Origin of the sequence: Kurthia sp. Dielmo (genome assembly GCF_000307285.2) — a bacterium.
Lineage (GTDB): Bacteria > Bacillota > Bacilli > Bacillales_A > Planococcaceae > Kurthia > Kurthia populi.
In genome coordinates this window covers 1-20,719 of record NZ_HE578956.1, presented here as the reverse complement: position 1 = coordinate 20,719, position 20,719 = coordinate 1, and the positions used below count along the sequence as shown (strand labels likewise).

Annotated in this window: 18 protein-coding genes and 1 other RNA gene; 11 read left to right on the top strand and 8 right to left on the bottom strand. The window is 40.4% G+C overall.

Annotated elements, in window-relative coordinates; genetic code table 11:
* Positions 1-230 precede the first annotated feature (230 nt).
* Entirely contained in the window at positions 231-1,706 is a 1,476-nt protein-coding gene (locus tag KTHG_RS00585) for an SLC13 family permease (protein ID WP_020188969.1), read from the top strand.
* 131 nt (positions 1,707-1,837) lie between these two features.
* The gene (gene nfsA / locus KTHG_RS00580) at positions 1,838-2,575 is read left to right on the top strand and encodes an oxygen-insensitive NADPH nitroreductase (protein ID WP_020188968.1); all 738 of its coding nucleotides are present in this window, start codon (positions 1,838-1,840) and stop codon (positions 2,573-2,575) included.
* 145 nt (positions 2,576-2,720) lie between these two features.
* On the opposite strand, the gene KTHG_RS00575 is transcribed toward nfsA, so the two are convergent.
* Positions 2,721-4,415, bottom strand: a complete 1,695-nt coding sequence (locus KTHG_RS00575) for a membrane protein (protein WP_020188967.1) — start codon at positions 4,413-4,415, stop codon at positions 2,721-2,723.
* 117 nt (positions 4,416-4,532) lie between these two features.
* Between KTHG_RS00575 and KTHG_RS00570 the strand changes: the two genes are divergently transcribed.
* The 5 genes from KTHG_RS00570 to KTHG_RS00550 all read left to right on the top strand — a co-directional run bounded on the left by KTHG_RS00570 (position 4,533) and on the right by KTHG_RS00550 (position 10,042).
* Positions 4,533-5,183: a lysoplasmalogenase family protein gene (locus KTHG_RS00570; protein WP_020188966.1), complete on the top strand. Its 651-nt coding sequence runs from the start codon at positions 4,533-4,535 to the stop codon at positions 5,181-5,183.
* A gap of 75 nt (positions 5,184-5,258) precedes the next feature.
* Positions 5,259-6,485 carry a peptidase T gene (pepT, locus tag KTHG_RS00565; protein ID WP_020188965.1) on the top strand — a complete coding sequence of 409 codons (1,227 nt, stop codon included), beginning with the start codon at positions 5,259-5,261 and terminating at the stop codon, positions 6,483-6,485.
* Between the two features lie 240 nt (positions 6,486-6,725).
* On the top strand, positions 6,726-7,670 hold the full coding sequence (locus KTHG_RS00560) for a DMT family transporter (RefSeq protein WP_020188964.1): 945 nt from the start codon (positions 6,726-6,728) through the stop codon (positions 7,668-7,670).
* A 274-nt stretch (positions 7,671-7,944) separates the two neighbouring features.
* A complete protein-coding gene (locus KTHG_RS00555) occupies positions 7,945-8,655 on the top strand; it encodes a hypothetical protein (RefSeq protein ID WP_020188963.1) in 711 nt (236 codons plus the stop codon).
* Positions 8,656-8,755: 100 nt separating this feature from the next.
* Positions 8,756-10,042 (top strand): Nramp family divalent metal transporter, encoded by a 1,287-nt coding sequence (locus KTHG_RS00550; protein WP_020188962.1) that lies wholly within the window; start codon positions 8,756-8,758, stop codon positions 10,040-10,042.
* Positions 10,043-10,177: 135 nt separating this feature from the next.
* Here the strand turns inward: KTHG_RS00550 and rbsK are convergent, their stop codons facing one another.
* From rbsK to KTHG_RS00530, 4 genes are read right to left on the bottom strand one after another with little or no spacing between them, the layout of a single operon-like run.
* On the bottom strand, positions 10,178-11,086 hold the full coding sequence (gene rbsK / locus KTHG_RS00545) for a ribokinase (protein ID WP_020188961.1): 909 nt from the start codon (positions 11,084-11,086) through the stop codon (positions 10,178-10,180).
* Between the two features lie 24 nt (positions 11,087-11,110).
* On the bottom strand, positions 11,111-12,076 hold the full coding sequence (locus KTHG_RS00540; RefSeq protein WP_255512321.1) for a nucleoside hydrolase: 966 nt from the start codon (positions 12,074-12,076) through the stop codon (positions 11,111-11,113).
* A 38-nt stretch (positions 12,077-12,114) separates the two neighbouring features.
* Positions 12,115-12,792, bottom strand: a complete 678-nt coding sequence (locus KTHG_RS00535; protein ID WP_020188959.1) for an N-acetyltransferase — start codon at positions 12,790-12,792, stop codon at positions 12,115-12,117.
* Position 12,793: 1 nt separating this feature from the next.
* Positions 12,794-13,909 (bottom strand): mandelate racemase/muconate lactonizing enzyme family protein, encoded by a 1,116-nt coding sequence (locus KTHG_RS00530; RefSeq protein WP_020188958.1) that lies wholly within the window; start codon positions 13,907-13,909, stop codon positions 12,794-12,796.
* A gap of 85 nt (positions 13,910-13,994) precedes the next feature.
* Here KTHG_RS00530 and KTHG_RS00525 point away from each other — a divergent pair, with 85 nt between their 5' ends.
* On the top strand, positions 13,995-15,227 hold the full coding sequence (locus tag KTHG_RS00525; RefSeq protein WP_020188957.1) for a hypothetical protein: 1,233 nt from the start codon (positions 13,995-13,997) through the stop codon (positions 15,225-15,227).
* A 39-nt stretch (positions 15,228-15,266) separates the two neighbouring features.
* Here the strand turns inward: KTHG_RS00525 and KTHG_RS00520 are convergent, their stop codons facing one another.
* Both KTHG_RS00520 and KTHG_RS00515 read right to left on the bottom strand, forming a co-directional pair.
* A complete protein-coding gene (locus KTHG_RS00520; protein ID WP_020188956.1) occupies positions 15,267-16,379 on the bottom strand; it encodes an amidohydrolase in 1,113 nt (370 codons plus the stop codon).
* Between the two features lie 100 nt (positions 16,380-16,479).
* Positions 16,480-16,869 carry a helix-turn-helix domain-containing protein gene (locus KTHG_RS00515; RefSeq protein WP_020188955.1) on the bottom strand — a complete coding sequence of 130 codons (390 nt, stop codon included), beginning with the start codon at positions 16,867-16,869 and terminating at the stop codon, positions 16,480-16,482.
* A gap of 242 nt (positions 16,870-17,111) precedes the next feature.
* On the opposite strand from KTHG_RS00515, the gene pbp4 reads away from it, so the two are divergent.
* Entirely contained in the window at positions 17,112-19,115 is a 2,004-nt protein-coding gene (pbp4, locus tag KTHG_RS00510; protein ID WP_020188953.1) for a penicillin-binding protein PBP4(5), read from the top strand.
* Positions 19,116-19,164: 49 nt separating this feature from the next.
* Here pbp4 and KTHG_RS00505 read toward each other — a convergent pair whose 3' ends face one another.
* The gene (locus KTHG_RS00505; protein ID WP_020188952.1) at positions 19,165-19,602 is read right to left on the bottom strand and encodes a hypothetical protein; all 438 of its coding nucleotides are present in this window, start codon (positions 19,600-19,602) and stop codon (positions 19,165-19,167) included.
* A 124-nt stretch (positions 19,603-19,726) separates the two neighbouring features.
* Here KTHG_RS00505 and KTHG_RS00500 point away from each other — a divergent pair, with 124 nt between their 5' ends.
* Together KTHG_RS00500 and ssrS are read left to right on the top strand one after the other, a co-directional pair.
* Positions 19,727-20,356 (top strand): YfbR-like 5'-deoxynucleotidase, encoded by a 630-nt coding sequence (locus KTHG_RS00500; RefSeq protein WP_020188951.1) that lies wholly within the window; start codon positions 19,727-19,729, stop codon positions 20,354-20,356.
* Positions 20,357-20,439: 83 nt separating this feature from the next.
* A non-coding RNA gene (ssrS, locus tag KTHG_RS00495) (6S RNA) lies at positions 20,440-20,631 on the top strand.
* Positions 20,632-20,719 lie beyond the last annotated feature (88 nt).

The window sequence follows — 20,719 nt, the reverse complement described above, 5'->3', positions numbered from 1 at the left end:
TTTTGTTCCATCTGATTGTACATCAGTATAACGAACTTACACATACGCGTCAACAGAATTTTCTAATTTTTTAAAATTTACTGTCTTTATAAGAAATATATGCACATATCCGCTAAAAACACACTTCTTTCGCTCGTTAACGATTGCTGTTACGAAAGTTTTAACTTTTGCACAAAATTACATCCCTTAAACAGCCTATAATTGTAAGTAAAAGGAAGGTGTTATATGCTATGTCTGAAAAAAAAGAGAAAAAGAATTTAAAAGGATTATGGATTGCTTTAGCGTTTCTTACTCTCATTATCATTACATTTCTTCCGAATAACGGCGATGTCCCAATTGCTGGTCAACGCAGTCTTGCCATCCTCGCATTTGCCGTTATTTTATGGGTGACAGAGGCTGTATCCTATCCAGTTAGCGCCGCAATGATTATTGCGATTACAGCAATTTCACTTGGCTTTGCGCCAACAATTGAAGACCCTTCTGCTACGTATACAACTGCTGGTGCCTTAAAAATGATTTTAGGAGGCTTCTCTAATTCTGCTGTTGCCCTCGTTGCCGCTGCACTGTTTTTAGCAGCAGCGATGCAAGCGACAAACCTGCATAAACGCTTAGCATTATGGATTTTAAATATTGTTGGTACTAAAACAAAAAACATTGTTTTTGGCGCCATTTTAGTATCAATTATTTTAGCATTTTTCGTGCCAAGTGCTACCGCACGAGCTGGCGCTGTTGTACCTATTTTACTCGGAATGGTTGCTGCATTTGGACTTGCTAAAAATAGTAGACTTGCCGCATTACTCGTTATTACAGCCGTCCAATCCGTATCCATCTGGAATGTCGGTATTAAAACCGCTGCCGCACAAAACATGGTTGCACTCAGCTTTATTAATAAAGAATTTAATGTTGATGTGTCATGGAGTCAATGGTTCCTTTATGCCGCTCCGTTCTCACTCATTATGTCCGTTATTTTATTTTTCGTGATGATCAAGCTTATCAAACCTGAAACAAATGTCATTGAAGGCGGCAAGGATGTTATTAGACAGCAGCTCGATGAATTAGGTAAATTAAAAGCTACTGAAATTCGTCTAATTGTCATTTCACTACTACTGTTATTTTTCTGGTCAACAGAAGGTCGCCTTCATCAATTCGATACAACAACAGTCACAATTTTTGCGATTGCATTATTATTAACACCAAAAATCGGTGTCTTCGAATCCTGGAAGTCTGTTGAAGCACTTATTCCATGGGGTACAATTATTGTTTTTGCAGTCGGTATCGCACTTGGTACTGTACTGCTTGATACACAGGGAGCTCAGTGGTTATCTTCCACTGTATTTGGTTCACTTGGCCTTGAACATATGCCAATTCTTTCAACAATTGCGCTAGTAAGTGCCTTTAATATTTTGATTCACTTAGGCTTTGCGAGTGCAACGAGCTTATCGTCTGCGCTCATTCCAATTTTAATCGCACTCACAACAACGATTCAACTCCCTGCAGATGCTATCGGCTTTGTCTTAATTCAACAATTTGTTATTAGCTTTGGTTTCCTGTTACCAGTAAGTGCCCCGCAAAATATGCTAGCCTATGGTACAGGCGCCTTTACAGTCAAAGATTTCTTAAAGTCAGGGATTCCACTTACAATTGCCGGTTATTTACTCATATTATTATTCAGCGCAACCTACTGGAAATGGCTTGGCTTATTATAAACCGACCAACAGAGCGTTCAAAAATGAGCGCTCTTTTTTCATAAATTCAAAGCGCTTTTGGTAGCCACTAAATGGCAAAATCCGTTATAGTTAAACTGGATTTACAAACTTACATATAGGGGGCTTTTTTAATGAATGATGTACAACAGCAATTACGCAATCACACATCGGTGCGTAAATATACAGGCGAAGAAATTCCGAAAGAAAAAGTATATGAAATGTTAGAGACCGCTCAAATGGCAGCCACTTCTCATTTCGTCCAAGCCTATAGCGTCATCTATGTGACCGATGAAGAGAAAAAACAAAAACTCGGCGAGCTTTCAAAAAATGACTTCCAATTTAAAACTGCTGGCGCCTCACTACTATTTTGCGTCGACTTCAAGCGCCTACAAATCGCTGGTCAAAAATACGGTGTCGATATTACGGCAGATACGGCCGAAAATATTTTAGTTGGTGTCAATGATGTTGGCTTATTCGCACAAAACTTCGTTGTAGCCGCTGAATCAGAAGGCTATGGCATTTGCTATATCGGTGGTGCACGTACGGGAGCCGCAGAAATTAGCGAGCTATTTAACTTGCCTGAGTACGTGTTCCCAATGTTTGCGATGACACTTGGTACACCGACAAAAACAAATGATTCAAAACCACGTCTACCAATCGATGCTATCGTCCACGAAAATGGCTATGATGTTGAAAAGTATGATGCGCTTTTATCTCAATATGATGAAGACTTAAATAACTATTACTTAAACCGTAATGCCAACCAAAAGAATGAAAACTGGACACGTCAAATGGCCGATTACTTAGTGAAACAACAGCGTCCACATATGAAGGATTTCTTAGCTTCAAAAGGCTTTACGTGGAAATAAGCGCATTAAAAAAGAGACTCGGACAAAACACGTCTTTTCCTTTTTTCGCGTTCGCAATGAAAAACCGGAACCGCGCCACAGCGCGATTCCGGTTTTTTTATGCTCACAGGAGCGGCTTTACACGTATGTCAAAACCTCTTTTTGTTTATTCTTTTTCTAGTAAGCTATCCACTTTTAATTCTTTTACTGGTAGGAAGACATCTGCAGAATTAATATACGTTACTTCTACTTTATCCTTTTCCTGTAAATAAACCGCAAGCGGTGCGACTTCCGTTGACACGATATAGTTATCGCCATTATCTAATAAGAAGGAAACATTTGTGAAGTCACCATTTTGCTCTTTATAGACACGTACCACTTTACCTGTCGCTGTTTTTTCTTCCTGTGATGAGCTACCATTTACTGTACTTGATGAGCCAGTACGACTTAGCACGGTTTTATACTGACGCAGTGCTTCATTTGGTGTAGCGCCTGTTACGGCAATCTCAGGATTTGCTGCTGACACGATGTAGTAGTTTTGTAAGAAGCCATTTGAATCAAGCACCGGTACTAACCAGCTTGCCTCACCGTAGAAATTATACAGAAGCGGCATTGAGCCCTCCCATTTCTTCTCAACGAATTTCTTCTCAACTACTTGAAGCGCACCTTCTGAATCCATATACGCTTCGTCTTTATTCCCTGTATAATACGTGGCCTCGCCTGTACGTGCATTCGTTAATGAATAACCAAGCATTGAGTCCACACCCTCTTTTGGACTTGTGAAATCAGTGAAATAATACATATCCCCTTTTTCATCAAATACAGGACTTACATTTGCTTCTGTCCCTTCATCTGAAGGAAGCTTGATGTCACGTTTACCGAAAATCGTATTGAAATAACCATGTACATATTTACCGAAGTAGCTATTTTGTAGGCTCACCGCTTCTGGTGACACCGCGCCGTCAATAAATGCTGGTACATCTTTTAGTGCATACGTTTTAATATTCCCTGACGCCGCATCTACCATAACAATCCCTTTTGGCGCAAAGCCGTTACGTGCCGAGATAAATTCACCATATGTGCGGATATAATACGGCTTACCGTCATCATCGACTTCAAGTTGAACATCGCCGTTGAAAATTTTCGTTGGATTATGCAGACGCATATAACGCTCGACATTGTTATTTAAGTACGCAGACTCTGCATACTTCATTTCTGATTTGACGAATTTCGGATTAGCTGATGAATCCGTAGCACTCACCATAAAGTAACCTGGTGATGTATTCCCTTTAAACCATTTCCAGAAATCTGAGAACTCGACTGGCGCAATATAGACAAACTCACCGTTTACCTTTTGAATTTGTAGATTGCCTAGCTCATAATAACTTGTATTCGGCACTTGACTAAAGGCCTTTTTCATCTTATTACGTGCATATTTTGGTGGCACACTCGCTGGCGTTTTCGTTTCATCGAATGCTTTTAGCTCTGTTTTTGTCGCCATTTTTGCTGAGTCGTATTTATCATTCGCATTTAGCATGGGCGCAAGTAGCATATAGCCTGCAAATAATACACTCGCTACCCCAACGACCAACTTCACCTTTTGCTCCAGACCAGCAGAAAATGCACTACCGATAATTGCTAGAATGAAAAATGCTGGCCATAGTGCTGTCCAGTTTTGGTCAATCTTTGTAATGTAGAAAATAAGTCCGAACACGATAAATGCGAGGACAAAGACCCCGCCGAAAAACGCTGCCTTAAAGCCCCATTTAAAATCGCCTTCCTTTGTTTTGCCCGTCAAAGGTACGATTAAAATGGCGGATATCGCCGCAAAAATTGCTGCAATAACAAACGTCATAATCATTTTTAGTTCCCTCCCAAATCTCGATACTTTTTATACGGAATATGTATGTAAAAAGTTTCATTTTAGAGGTATTTCGGGAATAAAACAACTAATTCGCTTTTGAATGGAGGAATGTTTATGAAAACCTTCTATATCATTGGCGCAATTGCATCGGCAATGTATGCTGTACATTTTATGCCGCTTGATGAAGCATATTTCATCAAGCAAATTTTCAAGGTTATTCCGATGCTCTTCATCATTCTTCTTGCATACCGCTTCCATGATCTACGACAGGAGAGCTACTCACGTTCGGTTATTGTAGCGCTAATTTTGATTACTTGCGGGACGGCGACACTGCCATACTTAGTGTTTAGCTTAATGTTTTTCGCCGCAGGTCAACTATACTTTCTTCGAGCATTTTTCACGATGCCATGGAAAACGCCACCTAAATCCCTGCTCATCGCACTTGTGATGGTTGCAGCGATTATTATCGGTTGGGTCGTTGGCAACATTATGAAAGATCACCTCTATATGCTTAGTCTAGTTATTAGCCTCTACATTGCGATTACATTAACGATGCTTTGGGCCTCTTTCCACACACGTCAATGGATGATCATTACCGCAACACTGTCCTTTGCCTCAGCTAATTTACTGTTTGCCATCAACAACTTCATTACGCCACTTAGTAACCTAAATGCGCTCATCATGACGCCTTATTATTGCGCATCGCTTTTATTTAGCCTAAGTATCGTAAGTTATTTCGGTTTGCCAAATAAAGTGTTAGAATAACGTTAGAATAGTCTTTATTTTTTTAAAATTACGTCATAAAGCTACATTCGTCATTTATTAGGAGGGTTTTTAAGAATGAAAGAAACAGTTATTGAACGCTTAGTGCGCTATGCAAAAGTTGATACGCAATCAAATGCAGCGAGCGAAACAACACCATCAACGAAAAAACAATGGGATTTACTACACTTACTTGAAGCAGAGCTAAAAGAAATTGGCATGCAAGATGTAACTGTAGATGAATATGGTTATTTATTTGCGACACTACCAGCAAACACAGACAAAGAAATCCCAACAATCGGTTTCTTAGCACATGTTGATACTGCAACAGATTTCACTGGCACAAACGTGAATCCAAAGCGCTGGGACAACTATGACGGCGGCGATTTACAATTAAATGACGACGTCGTACTATCACCTTCTATGTCACCTGAGCTTGCAGGTTATGTTGGTCAAACACTCATCACAACAGACGGTACAACATTACTTGGCGCAGATGATAAAGCCGGTATCGTTGAAATTATGACAGCAATGGAATATTTAATTCAACATCCAGAAATCAAACATGGCGAGCTACGCGTTGGCTTCACACCAGATGAGGAAATCGGTCGTGGCCCACATAAATTTGACGTCAAACGCTTTAATGCAGACTTCGCTTATACAATGGATGGTGGTCCACTAGGTGAATTAGAATATGAGAGCTTCAATGCAGCGTACGCGAAAGTCACAACTTTCGGTACAAATGTACACCCTGGTTCAGCTAAAAATAAAATGGTAAACTCAATTACTGCTGCGATTAAATTCCAAGAAATGATGCCTAAAGATGCGGTTCCTGAATTAACAGACGGCCGCGATGGTTTCATTCACTTAATGGAATTCAATGGTACTATCGAAAAAACGGAAATGGAATATATTATCCGTGACCACGACCATGACCAATTTGAAGCGAAAAAAGCACTTGTACAACAAGCCGCTGAGCAGTTAAAAGCCGAGTACGGTGCTGATGCTGTCGTACTTGATATGGGCGACCAATATTACAATATGGGCGACAAAATTGAACCTGTAAAACATATCGTTGATATCGCACACAAAGCGATGACAAACTTAGGTATTACACCAATCGTAAAACCAATTCGCGGTGGTACAGATGGCTCTCAACTTTCTTATATGGGCTTACCGACACCAAATATTTTCGCTGGCGGCGAAAATATGCACGGTAAATACGAATACGTGTCAGCTGAAACAATGGTTAAAGCAACGGAAGTAATGATTGAAATGATCAAACTTTACGAGGCACAAGCTTAACATATAAATAGAGGCTGGGACAAAACACGTCATGTTGCTTTTTTAGCGTTCGCAACGAAAAACCGGAACCGCACAGCGCGATTCCGGTTTTTCTTATGCACAAGCGGTTGTTTCCGACGTATGTCCTAGCCTCATTTTTATGCACATCATTATCTGTATTTTTCGACATTTACAATACATCTCGATTATTTTTGTGTACACTAATGCTAATCCATTGTTAAAGCATGAAAGGAGTCTACTATGTTTGAAATTCTTCTTGGCGTACTCGCCGCATTATTTTTTGCAGTGACGTTCATTTTAAATCATGCGATGGAGCTTGATGGTGGTAGCTGGCTTTGGAGTTCGTCGCTACGTTATTTCTTTATGCTACCCTTTTTATTTATCATTGTCGCCATGCAGCATAATGTAAAACCGATGACGACTGAAATGAAAAAAGCTCCCATACAGTGGTTACTGTGGAGCTTTGTAGGCTTCGTTTTATTTTATGCACCGCTCACATTTGCAGCCGCATATGGTCCAGGCTGGCTCGTATCCGGTACATGGCAGTTTACGATTGTTGCCGGGGTGCTACTCGCACCACTGTTTTTTATACATACAGCAACTGGTCAACGGGTGCGGCAACAGATTCCCGTTACGTCACTCGGCATTTCCTGTATTATTTTAGTCGGTATCGTCTTGATTCAAATTCCGAGCATCTCCTCTGTCGGCTCTAAAGATTTACTGCTTGGATTAATCCCTGTCCTCATTGCTGCGTTTGCTTACCCACTCGGCAATCGTAAAATGATGGACCTTTGTGATGGACGTCTTGATACCTTTAGCCGTGTTCTGGGCATGACGATTGCATCGATGCCTGCATGGATAGTCATGGCGATTTATGCGCTAATGACAGTCGGGTTTCCGTCAATGAGTCAAGTCATCAATTCATTTATTGTCGCAATCAGCTCGGGCATTGTAGCGACCGTATTATTTTTCATTGCGACCGATCGGGTGCGTAGTGACCAAGGAAAGCTCGCGGCGGTTGAAGCCACACAATCTGCTGAAATTATTTTTGTTATTATCGGTGAAATGATTTTATTAAATGTCGCGCTACCATCGACAATGGCACTTATCGGTCTTGTCGTTATTATTCTTGGCATGTTTATTCATAGTTATCATACAATGCTACTGAAAAAGAAGGTCCATTAAGCGTCCTTTTTACGCACAAAAAAAGAACGCTATGGTTGGCGAAAACCGAGCGTTCCGGGAGTGTTCGTTCTATTCAAAACTTTTGAGGGGGGTTAAGAATAGTACGTAGATTAACTAAGATTTGGAGAAAAGTAGCTAATCATGAATCTTCTCAAAGTTGCAATTGAAGAGAAGGAGTTTTTCTTTATGTGATAATGATAATCTTTCTCAATTGAATAGTCAAGACTATTTGAGAAAATAGTTTAAATTTTTTTATAAAGGTGGAGATTTTTCTATGTCAGCATTATCGCGTGACCAGTTGATACAACTGCATTCATACAGTATTTACCCCGATGAAATGGAACAAAAACTTTTCTCTTTAGAAGACGTTCTAAATGAGAATTTCAAATTAGATTTGCTGAGAATGGCTCAAGTTTTCAGTGATAACACAAATGAAACAGTAGCACTTTCTTACTTTACAAAGCGCTACGGCATGTTTATTTCCATGCAATTTTATATGATGACGGCCTACGAGGAAGTTTGGCAAGGCGATTTTTCGGCTATTGGTTTTATTGCACGCGAAGAATACGGGCGCCGCTCCCTCTCTATGACGGCTAATAGTGACGACTGGGATTTCGTCGATGAGGATGAGCGCTACGAGGCCATTCATACAATTTTACATGAGCAATGCCTGCCAGTTGTCAAAGCACTACGCGCCATTACAGCGATTTCTCCGCTTCTTATTTGGGAAAATATTTTTGGCTATATGCTGTGGCATTTTCATACGCTACTACAAAATCCATTAACGCATGATACCGCACGTGAAATCGTTGATATTTTAGAGGCAGAGGACGTCTGGCAAGGTATTTCTGAACATTCTATCTGGCATCGCTATACAAATGGTGTGCATCCATCCTCTCTAATCAATGTGCCTGTTCGTAAAACGTGTTGCTTTTCAAAGGATGTACCCGGACTCATGGTATGTGGATTTTGTCCATTAAAGTAGGACTTTACAAATTTTAAGATTAGCAGTAGACTGTAACTATAATTTTCCCAAAGGAAACTTTTTGTACTATAAGAAAAAATAAAGGAAGAAGGAAACTACAATGGCTCAAATGAAGATTCCACTTTTCCATCCTTATAAACGTCCTTCTGCTGAAGCTGTATTGAATGGGAACGTCAAAGGATTCAAAAGAATTTTGCCATTTCTCGGACCTGCTTTTATCGCTGCGGTTGCCTATATTGATCCTGGTAACTTTGCAACGAATATTACTGCAGGTTCTGAATACGGCTATTTATTACTATGGGTTATTGTCATCTCTAATTTGATGGCAGTGCTTATTCAATCACTCTCTGCAAAGCTTGGCATTGCGACTGGCAAAAACTTACCCGAAGTAGCGCGTGAGAACTTTTCAAAAAAAACTTCTATCATGTTATGGATTCAAGCTGAATTGGTCATTATGGCGACTGATTTAGCAGAGTTTATCGGTGCAGCACTTGGTTTATATTTATTATTTAACATTCCGATGATTCCAGCGGCCATTATTACCGCGATTGGCTCATTTGCGATTTTAGAGTTACAGCGCCGTGGTGTACGTGCCTTTGAGGCTGGTGTTTCAGCAATGGTTGTTATGGTCGTGCTCGCGTTTGCGGTACAGTTATTTATCGCCGATCCAAATGTTGGTGACGTTGTAGGCGGCCTATTCCCTGCCTTTGATGGCGTCAATTCATTATTACTTGCTACAGGGATTCTTGGTGCGACAGTGATGCCACACGCGATTTACTTACATTCATCGCTGACGCAGCATCGTGTAAAAGCAGAAACACCGGAGCTGAAAAAACGTGTTTTCCGCTTTGAATTAATCGATATTATTTTCGCGATGATTGTCGCAGGTGCTATCAATATGGCAATGCTTATTATTGCCGCTGCCACCTTCCATACACGCGGCCTTCATATCGAAGACTTAGATGTCGCCTACAATTCATTCCACGAGCTTTTAGGCCCAACTGCCGCCATTTCATTTGGTCTCGGCTTATTAATCGCTGGTCTTGCAAGTTCATCTGTCGGTACACTCGCTGGTGACGTCGTCATGCAAGGCTTTATTCAAAAAAGTATTCGCCTTTATGTGCGCCGGACCATTACGATGATTCCGCCACTTGCGATTATTATTTTCGGCATTAATGCTACAAAGGCACTCGTTTGGAGCCAGGTCATTTTATCATTCGGGATTGCCTTTGCCCTCATTCCACTCGTTATGTTTACGAGCAATAAACGCATCATGGGGCCTACTCTAGTGAATCATAAACTTACGACGATTCTTGGCTGGGCCATTTCAGCACTTGTCGTTTGCTTGAATTTATATTTAATTTATCAAACCTTTTTCGAGAACTAAAAAACGACTGGGGCAAAACACGTCACTTTTCCTTTTTAGCGTTCGAAACAAAAAACCGGAACCACGCCACAGCGCGATTCCGGTTTTTCTTATGCTCCTATGAGTGGTTGTTATACGTATGTCAAAGTCTCTTGTTTATAGTTGATGAGCGAGATAACGATACGATGATGGAATTTCAGGCTGTGCTCCTTTTTGCGTGACAACATAGCCAGCTACATCCGAAGCATAATGAATCGCTTCCTCGAGTTCAGCCCCGTTTAATAGCGCGACAGCTAATGCGCCACTAAATGCATCCCCTGCGCCCGTTGTATCGACAGGTCTCATCTTATTCGATGATAAATAACCTTGCTGTCCGTCTCTTGTAAAGTAATACGAACCCTTTTTACCGAGCGTTACAATAACGCAGCCGACTCCTTTATTAATCAAAATTTCACAGGCTTCGCTCAAATTATCTTCATCAAACGGAATGCCTGATAAGCTTTCAAGCTCTGTACAGTTAGGTGTTAAATAATCAATTTTCATCAGCATATCATCTGATAATGGCTGTGATGGCGCTGGATTTAAGAAAATTTGCGTATTGCTCGCATAGGCAATATCGATGGCGCGCTCAATCGCAGGTAGCGGAATTTCTAATTGTAATAACAGCATATCGCTTCGTTCAATGACGTCACTTGCTTCATCAATTTGTGCAGGTGTTACATTAAAATTAGCGCCAGGATAAAGTAAAATCGAGTTTTCTGCCGTATGTGAGAGCTGAATAATCGCCTGCCCTGTTAAGCCCTGTTGATGGATATAGGTTGTATCCACATGCTGTCCTTCTAAATTGAAAATCGCTTGCTGACCGTAACCATCTTCGCCGACACTCCCGACGAAGGCGACATCTGCACCTAATTGTGCGGCTGTCATCGCCTGATTTGAGCCCTTTCCACCGAAAAATAGGTGATGGTCCGTCGTTTGAATCGTTTGACCTTCCTTCACAATCGATGGCACCTCATATACTAAATCCATATTAATACTACCAACCACAACAATTCTCTTTGACATGCGCTAAAATCCCCCTAAAAGTATTTACAACGTTTTTCCAATCGTTGTTACTGCCTCAAAGAATAGTTTGATAAATGCCGCGCGGTCAACGCTGTGTAGCACATGCACATTTGGCTCTTTGCCCGATTGCTTCGTATAATCAACAATCGTCGCCCCCTGTGTCAGACGCCCCTCTAGTTCTACCTCAACGAAATAATTATCACCGCGGTACAGCTCAGGTGCGACAAGACAGGCCACCGCACTCACATCATGAATGCGAATCTGCTCCTCAAAGCCAGGTGCATAAAAAGGTGTCTGCTTTTGTGTAAACGTATAAAACTGCATCATATCCGCCACTTTTTCGGCGAATGGTGTCCCAAGTGTACGTAGATGCGCCATTTCATCACGTGTAATATACGCTTTATGTGTCACATCAAGGCCACTCATAATGATCGGCACACCGGCACGCATAACAAGCTCCGCTGCATGTGGGTCTACATAGGCATTAAACTCAGCCGTTGTTGACATATTACCACCGACTGCAGAACCGCCCATCCATGAAATTTGTTTAATATTTGGTTTCACTTCAGGATGTGCAATAAGTAGTGCGGCGATGTTTGTTAGTGGTCCAGTCGCAACAATCGTTATCGGCTCTGTTGAATGCATAAGTGTGTCATACATCGCCTGAATTGCTGGACGTTTACTCGCTTCAAATGTAGGGTCTGCCCATTTCACATTGCCAAGACCGCCCTCACCGTGAATATCTTCCGCTACTTCTTGCTTACGAAATAATGGCTGTGGTAAACCGCGTGCCACTTCTACATGCTTGTTAATATACGTTAAAAAGCTCAGTGCATTATACGTCGTTTTATCAATCGTTAAGTTCCCCGCTTCCGTTGTCACAAGACGCACATCCAGCTCTGGTCTTGCAAATGCGAGCATCAGCATCATCGTGTCATCAATACCTGGGTCACAATCAATAATCACCGGAATCTGATTCAAACTATTCACTTCTCCTATCATTTTAGCTTTTTTTTAGACCTTATTCACTACTTTTTATAAACAATCTCAAAATCGTCATTATTTTTAATTAATGCTGTACCAACATAGCCTGCTTTTAATAATGCCTGCTGTGCTTCGGTGTCACTCATTGAAATCGTTTTTTCTTCCTGATAAATAGGTGATGCCGCTTTTAAATCCTTGAAGAAAATATAACGTAATTTACCGCCGTATTTTAATTTTAAGCCTTTCACGACTAAGCCCTGTGAAAATTTATCTTTTAAGCTTGGAATATTGTATGGTTTTACAGTCGCACAAACATAGTCATAGCGCGTCAAATCTGCCGCTTCCATAATGACCTGCGCCATAAGCTTTTGTAAGCCGTAGCCACGCCAGTCTGGTGAGACATTTGAAATCTCCTGATAAAAAACGCGTGATAACTTTTCTTTTGCTACGCCGCAGTCGACGCCTAAATGCTCAGGGTCATCTTGTGGATCAAGTAATGCACGAAAGGCAATCAGTTCATCCTCTGCATACACACCCATTAGCAGGCCATTACCACTTAAAATATTTGTGAACTCAGCTGTTGAGAGTGGCTGTAATGTATTTTTATCTGGTAATGCATCATACACTTTTTGCTGTAACATTTCTAGTTCTGCTAAATGCGCCATTGTTAGTTTTTGCATCGTTACAGGCGTGTCTCCTAGCATGCCTTCATAAAATGTCATACTAGCCCTCCTTTACAACATCTTTGAATTTGCAAAGCTCTTCTAAGATGGCTTCATCCACTGTTACCCCTAAACCTGGTTTTTCGTTTAGTTCGATAAATGGTACCTCATAGTGCAAGTCGCCGATGTCTTTTGAGAATTTTAATGGACCGGTTAATTCAACACTTGTCATATTTTTTTTCGAGAATGCAACGTGGAAGCCAGCCGCTGAACCAACGGATGATTCAACCATTGAACCAACTTGGCATTCAATACCAGCCATCTCAGCCATTACTGCTAACTTCATTGCTGGATAAATCCCACCGCATTTCATTAATTTAATATTTACTTTATCCGCCGCGCGTTTTGCGATAATTTCGCGCATTTCTTTTACGCCATGGAAGCCTTCATCAATCATTAGTGACACATCTGCTTTTGATTTAATTTCCACCATCGCGTCAATATCATCTGCTTTTACGGGTTGCTCTAACCAGTCGATGTCTAAATCGCGCATTGCACGTAAACCGCGTAATGTTGTTGAGGCATTGACCCAGCCTTGATTGACGTCTACACGAATAGCGATGTCGGCACCGACACGTTCACGTACTGCTTTAATGCGCTCGACGTCTTTCATTACTTCTGTACCGACCTTCATTTTGAATGAACGATAGCCCATCTCAACATGCTCCGCCGCCTCATTGGCCATTTTTTCGGGACTACCAATGCTAAGTACATGTGTGATTGGGAATTTTTTATGGAATCGTCCGCCGATTAATTGATATACTGGTACTTGCAGTGTCTTACCGGCAATATCAAAGCACGCAATATCGATTGCTGCTTTTGCGGCTGGCACGTCACGAATGACTTTATTCATTACTTCATGAATTTTCTCAAACTCCATTGGATTTTGACCAATAACTGCAGGAGCTAATTGGTGTTTTAATACTGCATACGTGCTTTCCCATGATTCGCCTGTTACGTGATCATCTGGTACAGACTCTCCGTAGCCGATGACACCTGTATCCGTCGTCATTTTGACGATGATTGATGGCATCGTATCATAGCGATCATACGAAATAATAAAAGGCTCGATTAGTGGTAAGTGAATTGCATAGATTTCAATTTGTGTAATTTTCATGTTAGATACTCCTGTTATGTTAAAATAGATGTCGTTAAATAGTCGTTAAATAGCAACACAATATTAATGAAAAGGAACGATGACTATGTCTACGAAAGTAGCTGTAATTAGCTCTCGTGCATTTAAAGAACGGTTAACTAAGCTCGCTCAGCAAATAACTGATATCGAGCTCGACTTTTATATTTATAAACATCCCGCACAAACGCCTACTTTATTAAAAAGCGTTAAGCCGTGCGATGTGCTTTTTATTACGGGCACACTGCCTTACCTTTATAGTAAACCAATGTTGGAGAATTGGCCAATCCCTTGGACCTATTTAAAGCAGGATGAATTTGCGGTTTCAAATACATTACTCGCGGTCGTTGCCAATCATGCTATTCCCCTACATCGTCTATCCATCGATGTCATGGACAGTCGCTTTGTTGAAAATGTATTATTCGATATTGATTATCAACATGCAGCTCCCTTCATTCATGAAGTGACAACAGCTATGGACAATACAGCATTATTTGAAACCCATCTGTCATTATGGCAGCAGCAAAAAATTGATTATGTGATTACGAGTAGTCACAACGTTTATGAACAACTACAGCAGGCCAATATTCCGTCGATGTGCATTTTGGATTCCTCCACATCGATTTTACATCGTTTAGAGGAAACAAAAGCGCTGTCTCGTATGACCAAATCAGAATCAGCAAAAGTTGTCGTTGGTATGCTTGAAACCCCACATGGACACAACGAGTTTGCGGATGCCGTTACTTCGATTGTCCATGGTATTCAGCAGCCTTTTGACAAAGAACATGTCGAGATTTACACGACAATGGGGCATTTAAATCATGCCTTAGAGCATCAAAAGCTCGAAAAACTTATAAAGCAGGCACCCTTTGATGTGAAGATGGCTTTTGGTTATGGTCAATCGATTAATGAAGCCGAACAAAATGCGCTATACGCGATGCAATACACGAAGCAAAATAGCATCTGCATCATTGATGAACATAAAAATTTAATCAATCCATTAAAAGAGAAAAATGAAAATTTAGCGCTCCAAATAAAAGATCCATCCATTATGAAGCTAGCAAAGGAAACACAGCTAAGCCCGCTAAATATTTCGAAAATCATCGCCTTTAATAAAGGACGACAAAATACTCAATTTACAGCACATGATTTATCCGAATATTTACAAGTTACACGTCGTACGACAGAGCGTATTTTGAAAAAGCTCGTCGATAAAGACTATGTACGCGTTGCTGGCGAGGAAATGAGCTACCAACAAGGGCGCCCTCGTACAGTATATATACTCAACTTCGCAATCTATTAAAAAGAGGCTATGCGGGAGTCAATTCCCTAGCCTCTTTTTTTATTTACATAATTTTGATGGAATTGCTGTTTTTAATGTTTCCGCTAATACTTTCGATGCCAGATTTAGTGCATCATGATTAAACGTCATATACGGATGATGCAGCCCTGGTGCTAAATCAGAACCGATGCCAATCATCGTCGCTTTTAACTCAGGCTTTTTCACCGTATAGAAATGGAAGTCATCACTACCTGGTGTGAAAATATGAGGCGCTAATGCATCACTGCCACAAACAGCTGTAATGGCTTTTTCAGCAATGTCAGCCGCTTCATCTGATACGACTGCACCCGGCGTATAATCCACCCAATCCCATTGTAAATCAATATCAAACTGCGTGCGAATCGCCGCAAGACCTCGCTCGATATGTTGCTGCATCGTATCAAGCGTTGCATTATCCTGTGCACGTACATCCATTGAAAAGCTGGCTGCGCCTGGAATAATATTGACACTCCCACCATCTGCAACGATTTTTGTCAGCTTCGCAGAATGTGGGATAAATGGTGAAACATGAAGTGATTGGAGCATTTGTTGAATGGCCATAATGACATCAATAGCATTTTTACCTTGGTGAGGACGCGCACCATGTGCATCCACACCTTGGATCGTTCCTGTTAAAAAATATGCTGCGCCGTGATGCATAGCAGGTGTTACTTTACCAAATGGAATTTCATCAATTGGACGTAGGTGAACGCCGAATAAATGAGAGACACCGTCGACTGCACCGCGTTCAAATGCTGCGACTGCACCGTTGCCCATTTCCTCTGCTGGTTGGAAAATAAAGCGCACGCGATGTTGTAGTGGCTCATCTTTTAGACGTAATAAGGCGCCTAGCACCATCGCCATGTTCGCATCGTGACCGCATGAATGATTCGCCTGCCATTCACCGTTTACTTCCTGCCAAAGGGCATCAATATCGGCACGAACCGCTACGCATTCTTCGCCTTCACCAATCTCTGCCACTAAACCTGTGACATCACCAAATAAACGATATTCGACGCCAAGGTCATCTAAAATAGACGCTAGTTTTTTTGTCGTTTCGACTTCTTTCCAGCTAATTTCTGCATGTGTATGAAAATGGTTGAACCATTCTAAAATCTGTTGTTCGATTGTCATAAAAATTCTCCTTATGTTGAAAACTCAATTTCTACTATACATCGAACGAAAAAAAAGAAAACGGCAATGCACTGTTGCAAATCCGTTTTCTCGTTAATAATCAAGCACGTAAAATCTCAATCTCCTCTGTCGATGTGTGACTCTTTTGCTTCACCTCAGCCAAAACGTATAATTCCATTAAATCTTGTTTCGGTAAATGCTGTACTAATTCGTTCAAATCACGCAACAATGAATTGCGACTTTTCGTTACATCTGATAGTAGCGGCAAGCCGTCCTCCGTCGTTTGGTTTAATAAGAGTTCGTCCGTTGAAATCGCCAATGCTTGGCTCAGCTTTACAATCCATTTTGCAGAAGGTACGCTTTCCCCAACTTCCCAACTCTTAATACGACTTGCGGATGTTCCAATCTGCTTTGCTAATGATAGCATCGAATGATTGCTTGTCTCACGCAATGATTTTAATTGCTCGCCAAACTGTTTTGCATTAAACATTCTTTATCCTCCCTCCTCGTTTCCTCATCTTTTATGGAAGAAACTGTATAGCCCTAGTCATTACATTCGACATATGGATACTATTTCCTTTATTTTAAAACAAAATAGAAGTTTAAAGTAGAATTTTTTTAATTTTTTTAGCTATTTCTTTCACTTTTTTCATTAATAGTATAATTGACACAAAATAATCAATGATTTTTATGTACAAATGTCTGATAATAAGAGATAAGGAGGGTATTTCGATGAAGAAAAGCATGATAATAAAAAGTCTCCTCGGCATCGTCGTCGTTATTGTCGTAGTTTTAATTATCAATATGATGTTAAATAATAAAGAAACTACTGCAAGACAAGATGCTGCAGACGCATGGAAGACACTGTTAGAAAAACAGCAGTTTGCTGACATTCCTTCACTTGTAACGAATGCTTCCATTACGGACAATGATTTCACTGAAGAAAGCCTTGTCGAAAAATACAAGACCATTTTTAAAGGCATTGGTGCAAAGAATATTAAAATAGCCAATATGAAGGTCGAGGAATTAAAAAAAGACCACTATATGATGACGTATACGATGACGCTCGAAACAGCACTTGGCAAAATGGCGAGCATGAACTATAGCGCGCCACTTATTGAAAATGACGGCAACTATAAAATCAAGTGGAACCCAACATTAATTTTCCCTCATATGCAAAGCACCGACAAAATTTCATACACGATTGACCGGGCAGAACGCGGACAAATCGTCGACCAAGATGACCAACCACTCGCAACGAATGCACCTTTTTATCAAATGGGTATTTTACCGAGTGGCCTAGGTGAAGGCAAAACACGCGATAAAAATTTAAAGGCTATTTCAAAAGCATTTGACGTAAGCGTAGAAACATTAGAGAAAAAATTAGCGCAGTCTTGGGTACGCGACAATCTTTTCGTCCCAATTAAGGTGATCGATATGAAGGAAGCCAAAGATTTAGATGGCGTGAAGTACAGCTCAAAGGATATGCGCTACTATCCACTAGGTGAAGCAGCTGCACATTTAATCGGCTATACAGGCACAGTGACCGATGAGGATTTGAAAAAGAATAAAGCGTTAAATCCAGACGATACAATCGGTAAAAGTGGACTTGAAAAAACATTCGACAAAGAGCTTCGTGGTGTCGATGGTGGACAAATTTCATTGGTCACTTCTAGTGGTCGTGTCCGCGATGTATTATTAAATGCCGAGCGCACAGACGGTCAAACGATTTATTTAACAATTAATTCTAAAACACAAAAGGCGGCATTTAAGGCCCTTGAAGATGCGACAGGCTCATCGGTTATCATCAATCCGAAAACAGGCGACCTAAATGCCTTAGTAAGCAAGCCATCGTATGATCCAAATAAGATGGTGCGTGGTATTTCTCAAGAAGATTATGCAGAATATGCAGATGATGAAAATATGCCATTCCTGACGCGCTTTGCACAGCGTTATGCGCCGGGCTCGACCTTAAAAACGGTAACTGCTGCAGTCGGTCTAGATAATGGTACAATGACTGAAACAAAAACGCATAAAATTAAAGGGTTGAAATGGCAAGAAAGCTCTGAATGGGGCTCTTACTATGTGACACGTTTACATGACGATGTCTCAAACGTTGATTATAAGAGTGCACTCATCTACTCAGACAATATTTTCTTTGCTAAGGAAGGGCTTGAAATGGGTGAAAAGAAATTACGCGAGGGCTTCAATAAATTTGCGTTCGGAAAAGATTTTAATTTACCGATTTCAATGAAGGCCGCACAAATTTCAAATGAAAAAACATTCAATTCTGATATCCTACTAGCAGATACAGCATATGGGCAAGGGCAAGTATTAATGTCCCCTATTCAACAGGCCGTATCCTATACAGCCTTTGCAAACGATGGCAAAATGACCTATCCACGCCTTGTCAAAGGAACAAAAGTAAAAATGACGCAGGCAGTCAGTGCTGAGTCTGCACATAAAGTGCGTGCTGCGATGCAACAAGTAATCAAGCATAAGGGTGGAACAGGTAATACGCTCAAAAGCTTGCCATACAACTTAGCAGCAAAAACAGGTACTGCCGAAATCAAGCAAAAGCAAGGTGTCTATGACGGTACAGAAAATAGCTTCGTGCTCGTCTTTAATGCCGATAAAGAAGATTATTTATTACTCACAATCGTCGAGGATCATAAAAAAACAGGTCGTTCAGCTATCGAATTATCAAAATCGCTTATCCCTGTGTTAGAAAAATAATTATAAAAAAAGAAGGAATCGCGCCAAGGCGGATTCCTTCTTTTTTTATTTACCAAAACATCGGCTTTGTCACCATTAGCCATAGCATAATAAAAAGCAGCACAACGTAAATCCACACAGCCTTGCGCAGCTTTTGTACGAAGCGCTGTTGATTAAACGCAGCCGTTCCAAACGTACGTAGCGTTGGTTTAAAGGCACGTGCTAAATAAATGACGGAGCTGATTAATAAGATAATCGTCACTAAAATCCATGGTGTTGTCCATGGATAACCGCCTAATAACACAGCCAAAATACCAAAGCCCACTAAAAAATGCCCTGCATGCTTTACTACTTGAATCGCCAAGCTAAATGCATCCACATGACCTTTTAATACAGCCATATCTTGTTCATATTGCATTCGTTTCATTAACGGAAATAAGACGAAAAATGGACCAATCGATAAAATGGCTCCAATCACATGTAAATACACAATAAAATCATAAAACATTTTAATCCTCCTCGTTTGTAAAGATGCTGTTAAGCTTTTCTAAAGCCTATGTAAGCCACCGTTTTATTTTATGAAAATAGGGTATAGTTTAATTACAGAAAGAGATTGAAGGGAGAGAAGTTATATGGGAATTCACAAATTTTTTATGAGCTTAAATGACTTAGAAAGAATCATTCGTTGCCCTGGTCGCTTTAAATTCGAGGAACACAACGTTGCCGCCCACTCTTGGAAAGTATCTCAATATGCGCTCGTTTTTGCAACTATTGAAGAAAATAATGGTGCAACAATTAATTGGAAATCATTATATGAAAAAACCATTAATCATGATTATGGCGAAGTATTCATCGGTGATATTAAAACACCTGTAAAGCATTCTTCTCCTGAACTAAAAGAAATGATTGCACATGTTGAACATAAAATGGTGGAGGATTTTATTACACGTGAAATACCGGAAGAATTCAAAACTGTCTTCAAAGAGCGCTTAAAAGAAGGTAAAGACGCGACAATTGAGGGACGCCTTCTTGAATTTGCAGATAAGCTGGATCAATTCTATGAGTCCTTTGCAGAGCTAAAACGTGGAAATAATGATCATGAGTTTATTAATATGTATCAGCAGGCATTAAAACGAATTTTAAAAATTGATCTTAAACCAAGTGTTGCCTACTTCCGAGATGTCATCTTAAATGATGTACTCAATGAGGATACAACAATTGATATAACAAAATTAACACATGAGGTAATGAAAGAAGCGTAGCAAATCGCTACACTCTTTTTTTTTACACTTTTTTAACGAAGCAACTATGTTGCACAAAAAGCATTGTTGCAGTATAGTATTAATACAGGCTGCATTGTACGTAATAATATTAAGTTTTAACCTTTGATCTGTAATAGGGAGTTTAAGATAGAGAGCGGACTGGTATGCCTAGCGGAATCGTTAGGACGAACATGAAACTCTTTGCAAACACCCACTTTGAGGAGTGGTGGTTTAAAACTTTCAATGTAATGACTTACGGCAAAAGCGGCTTCTTATTTTAAACGTATGGGGCACCCTACACAATTGTGTAGGGTGCCCTTTTTTGTTTACATCTAAAAAATATGATTTACTATTTAAGCGCAC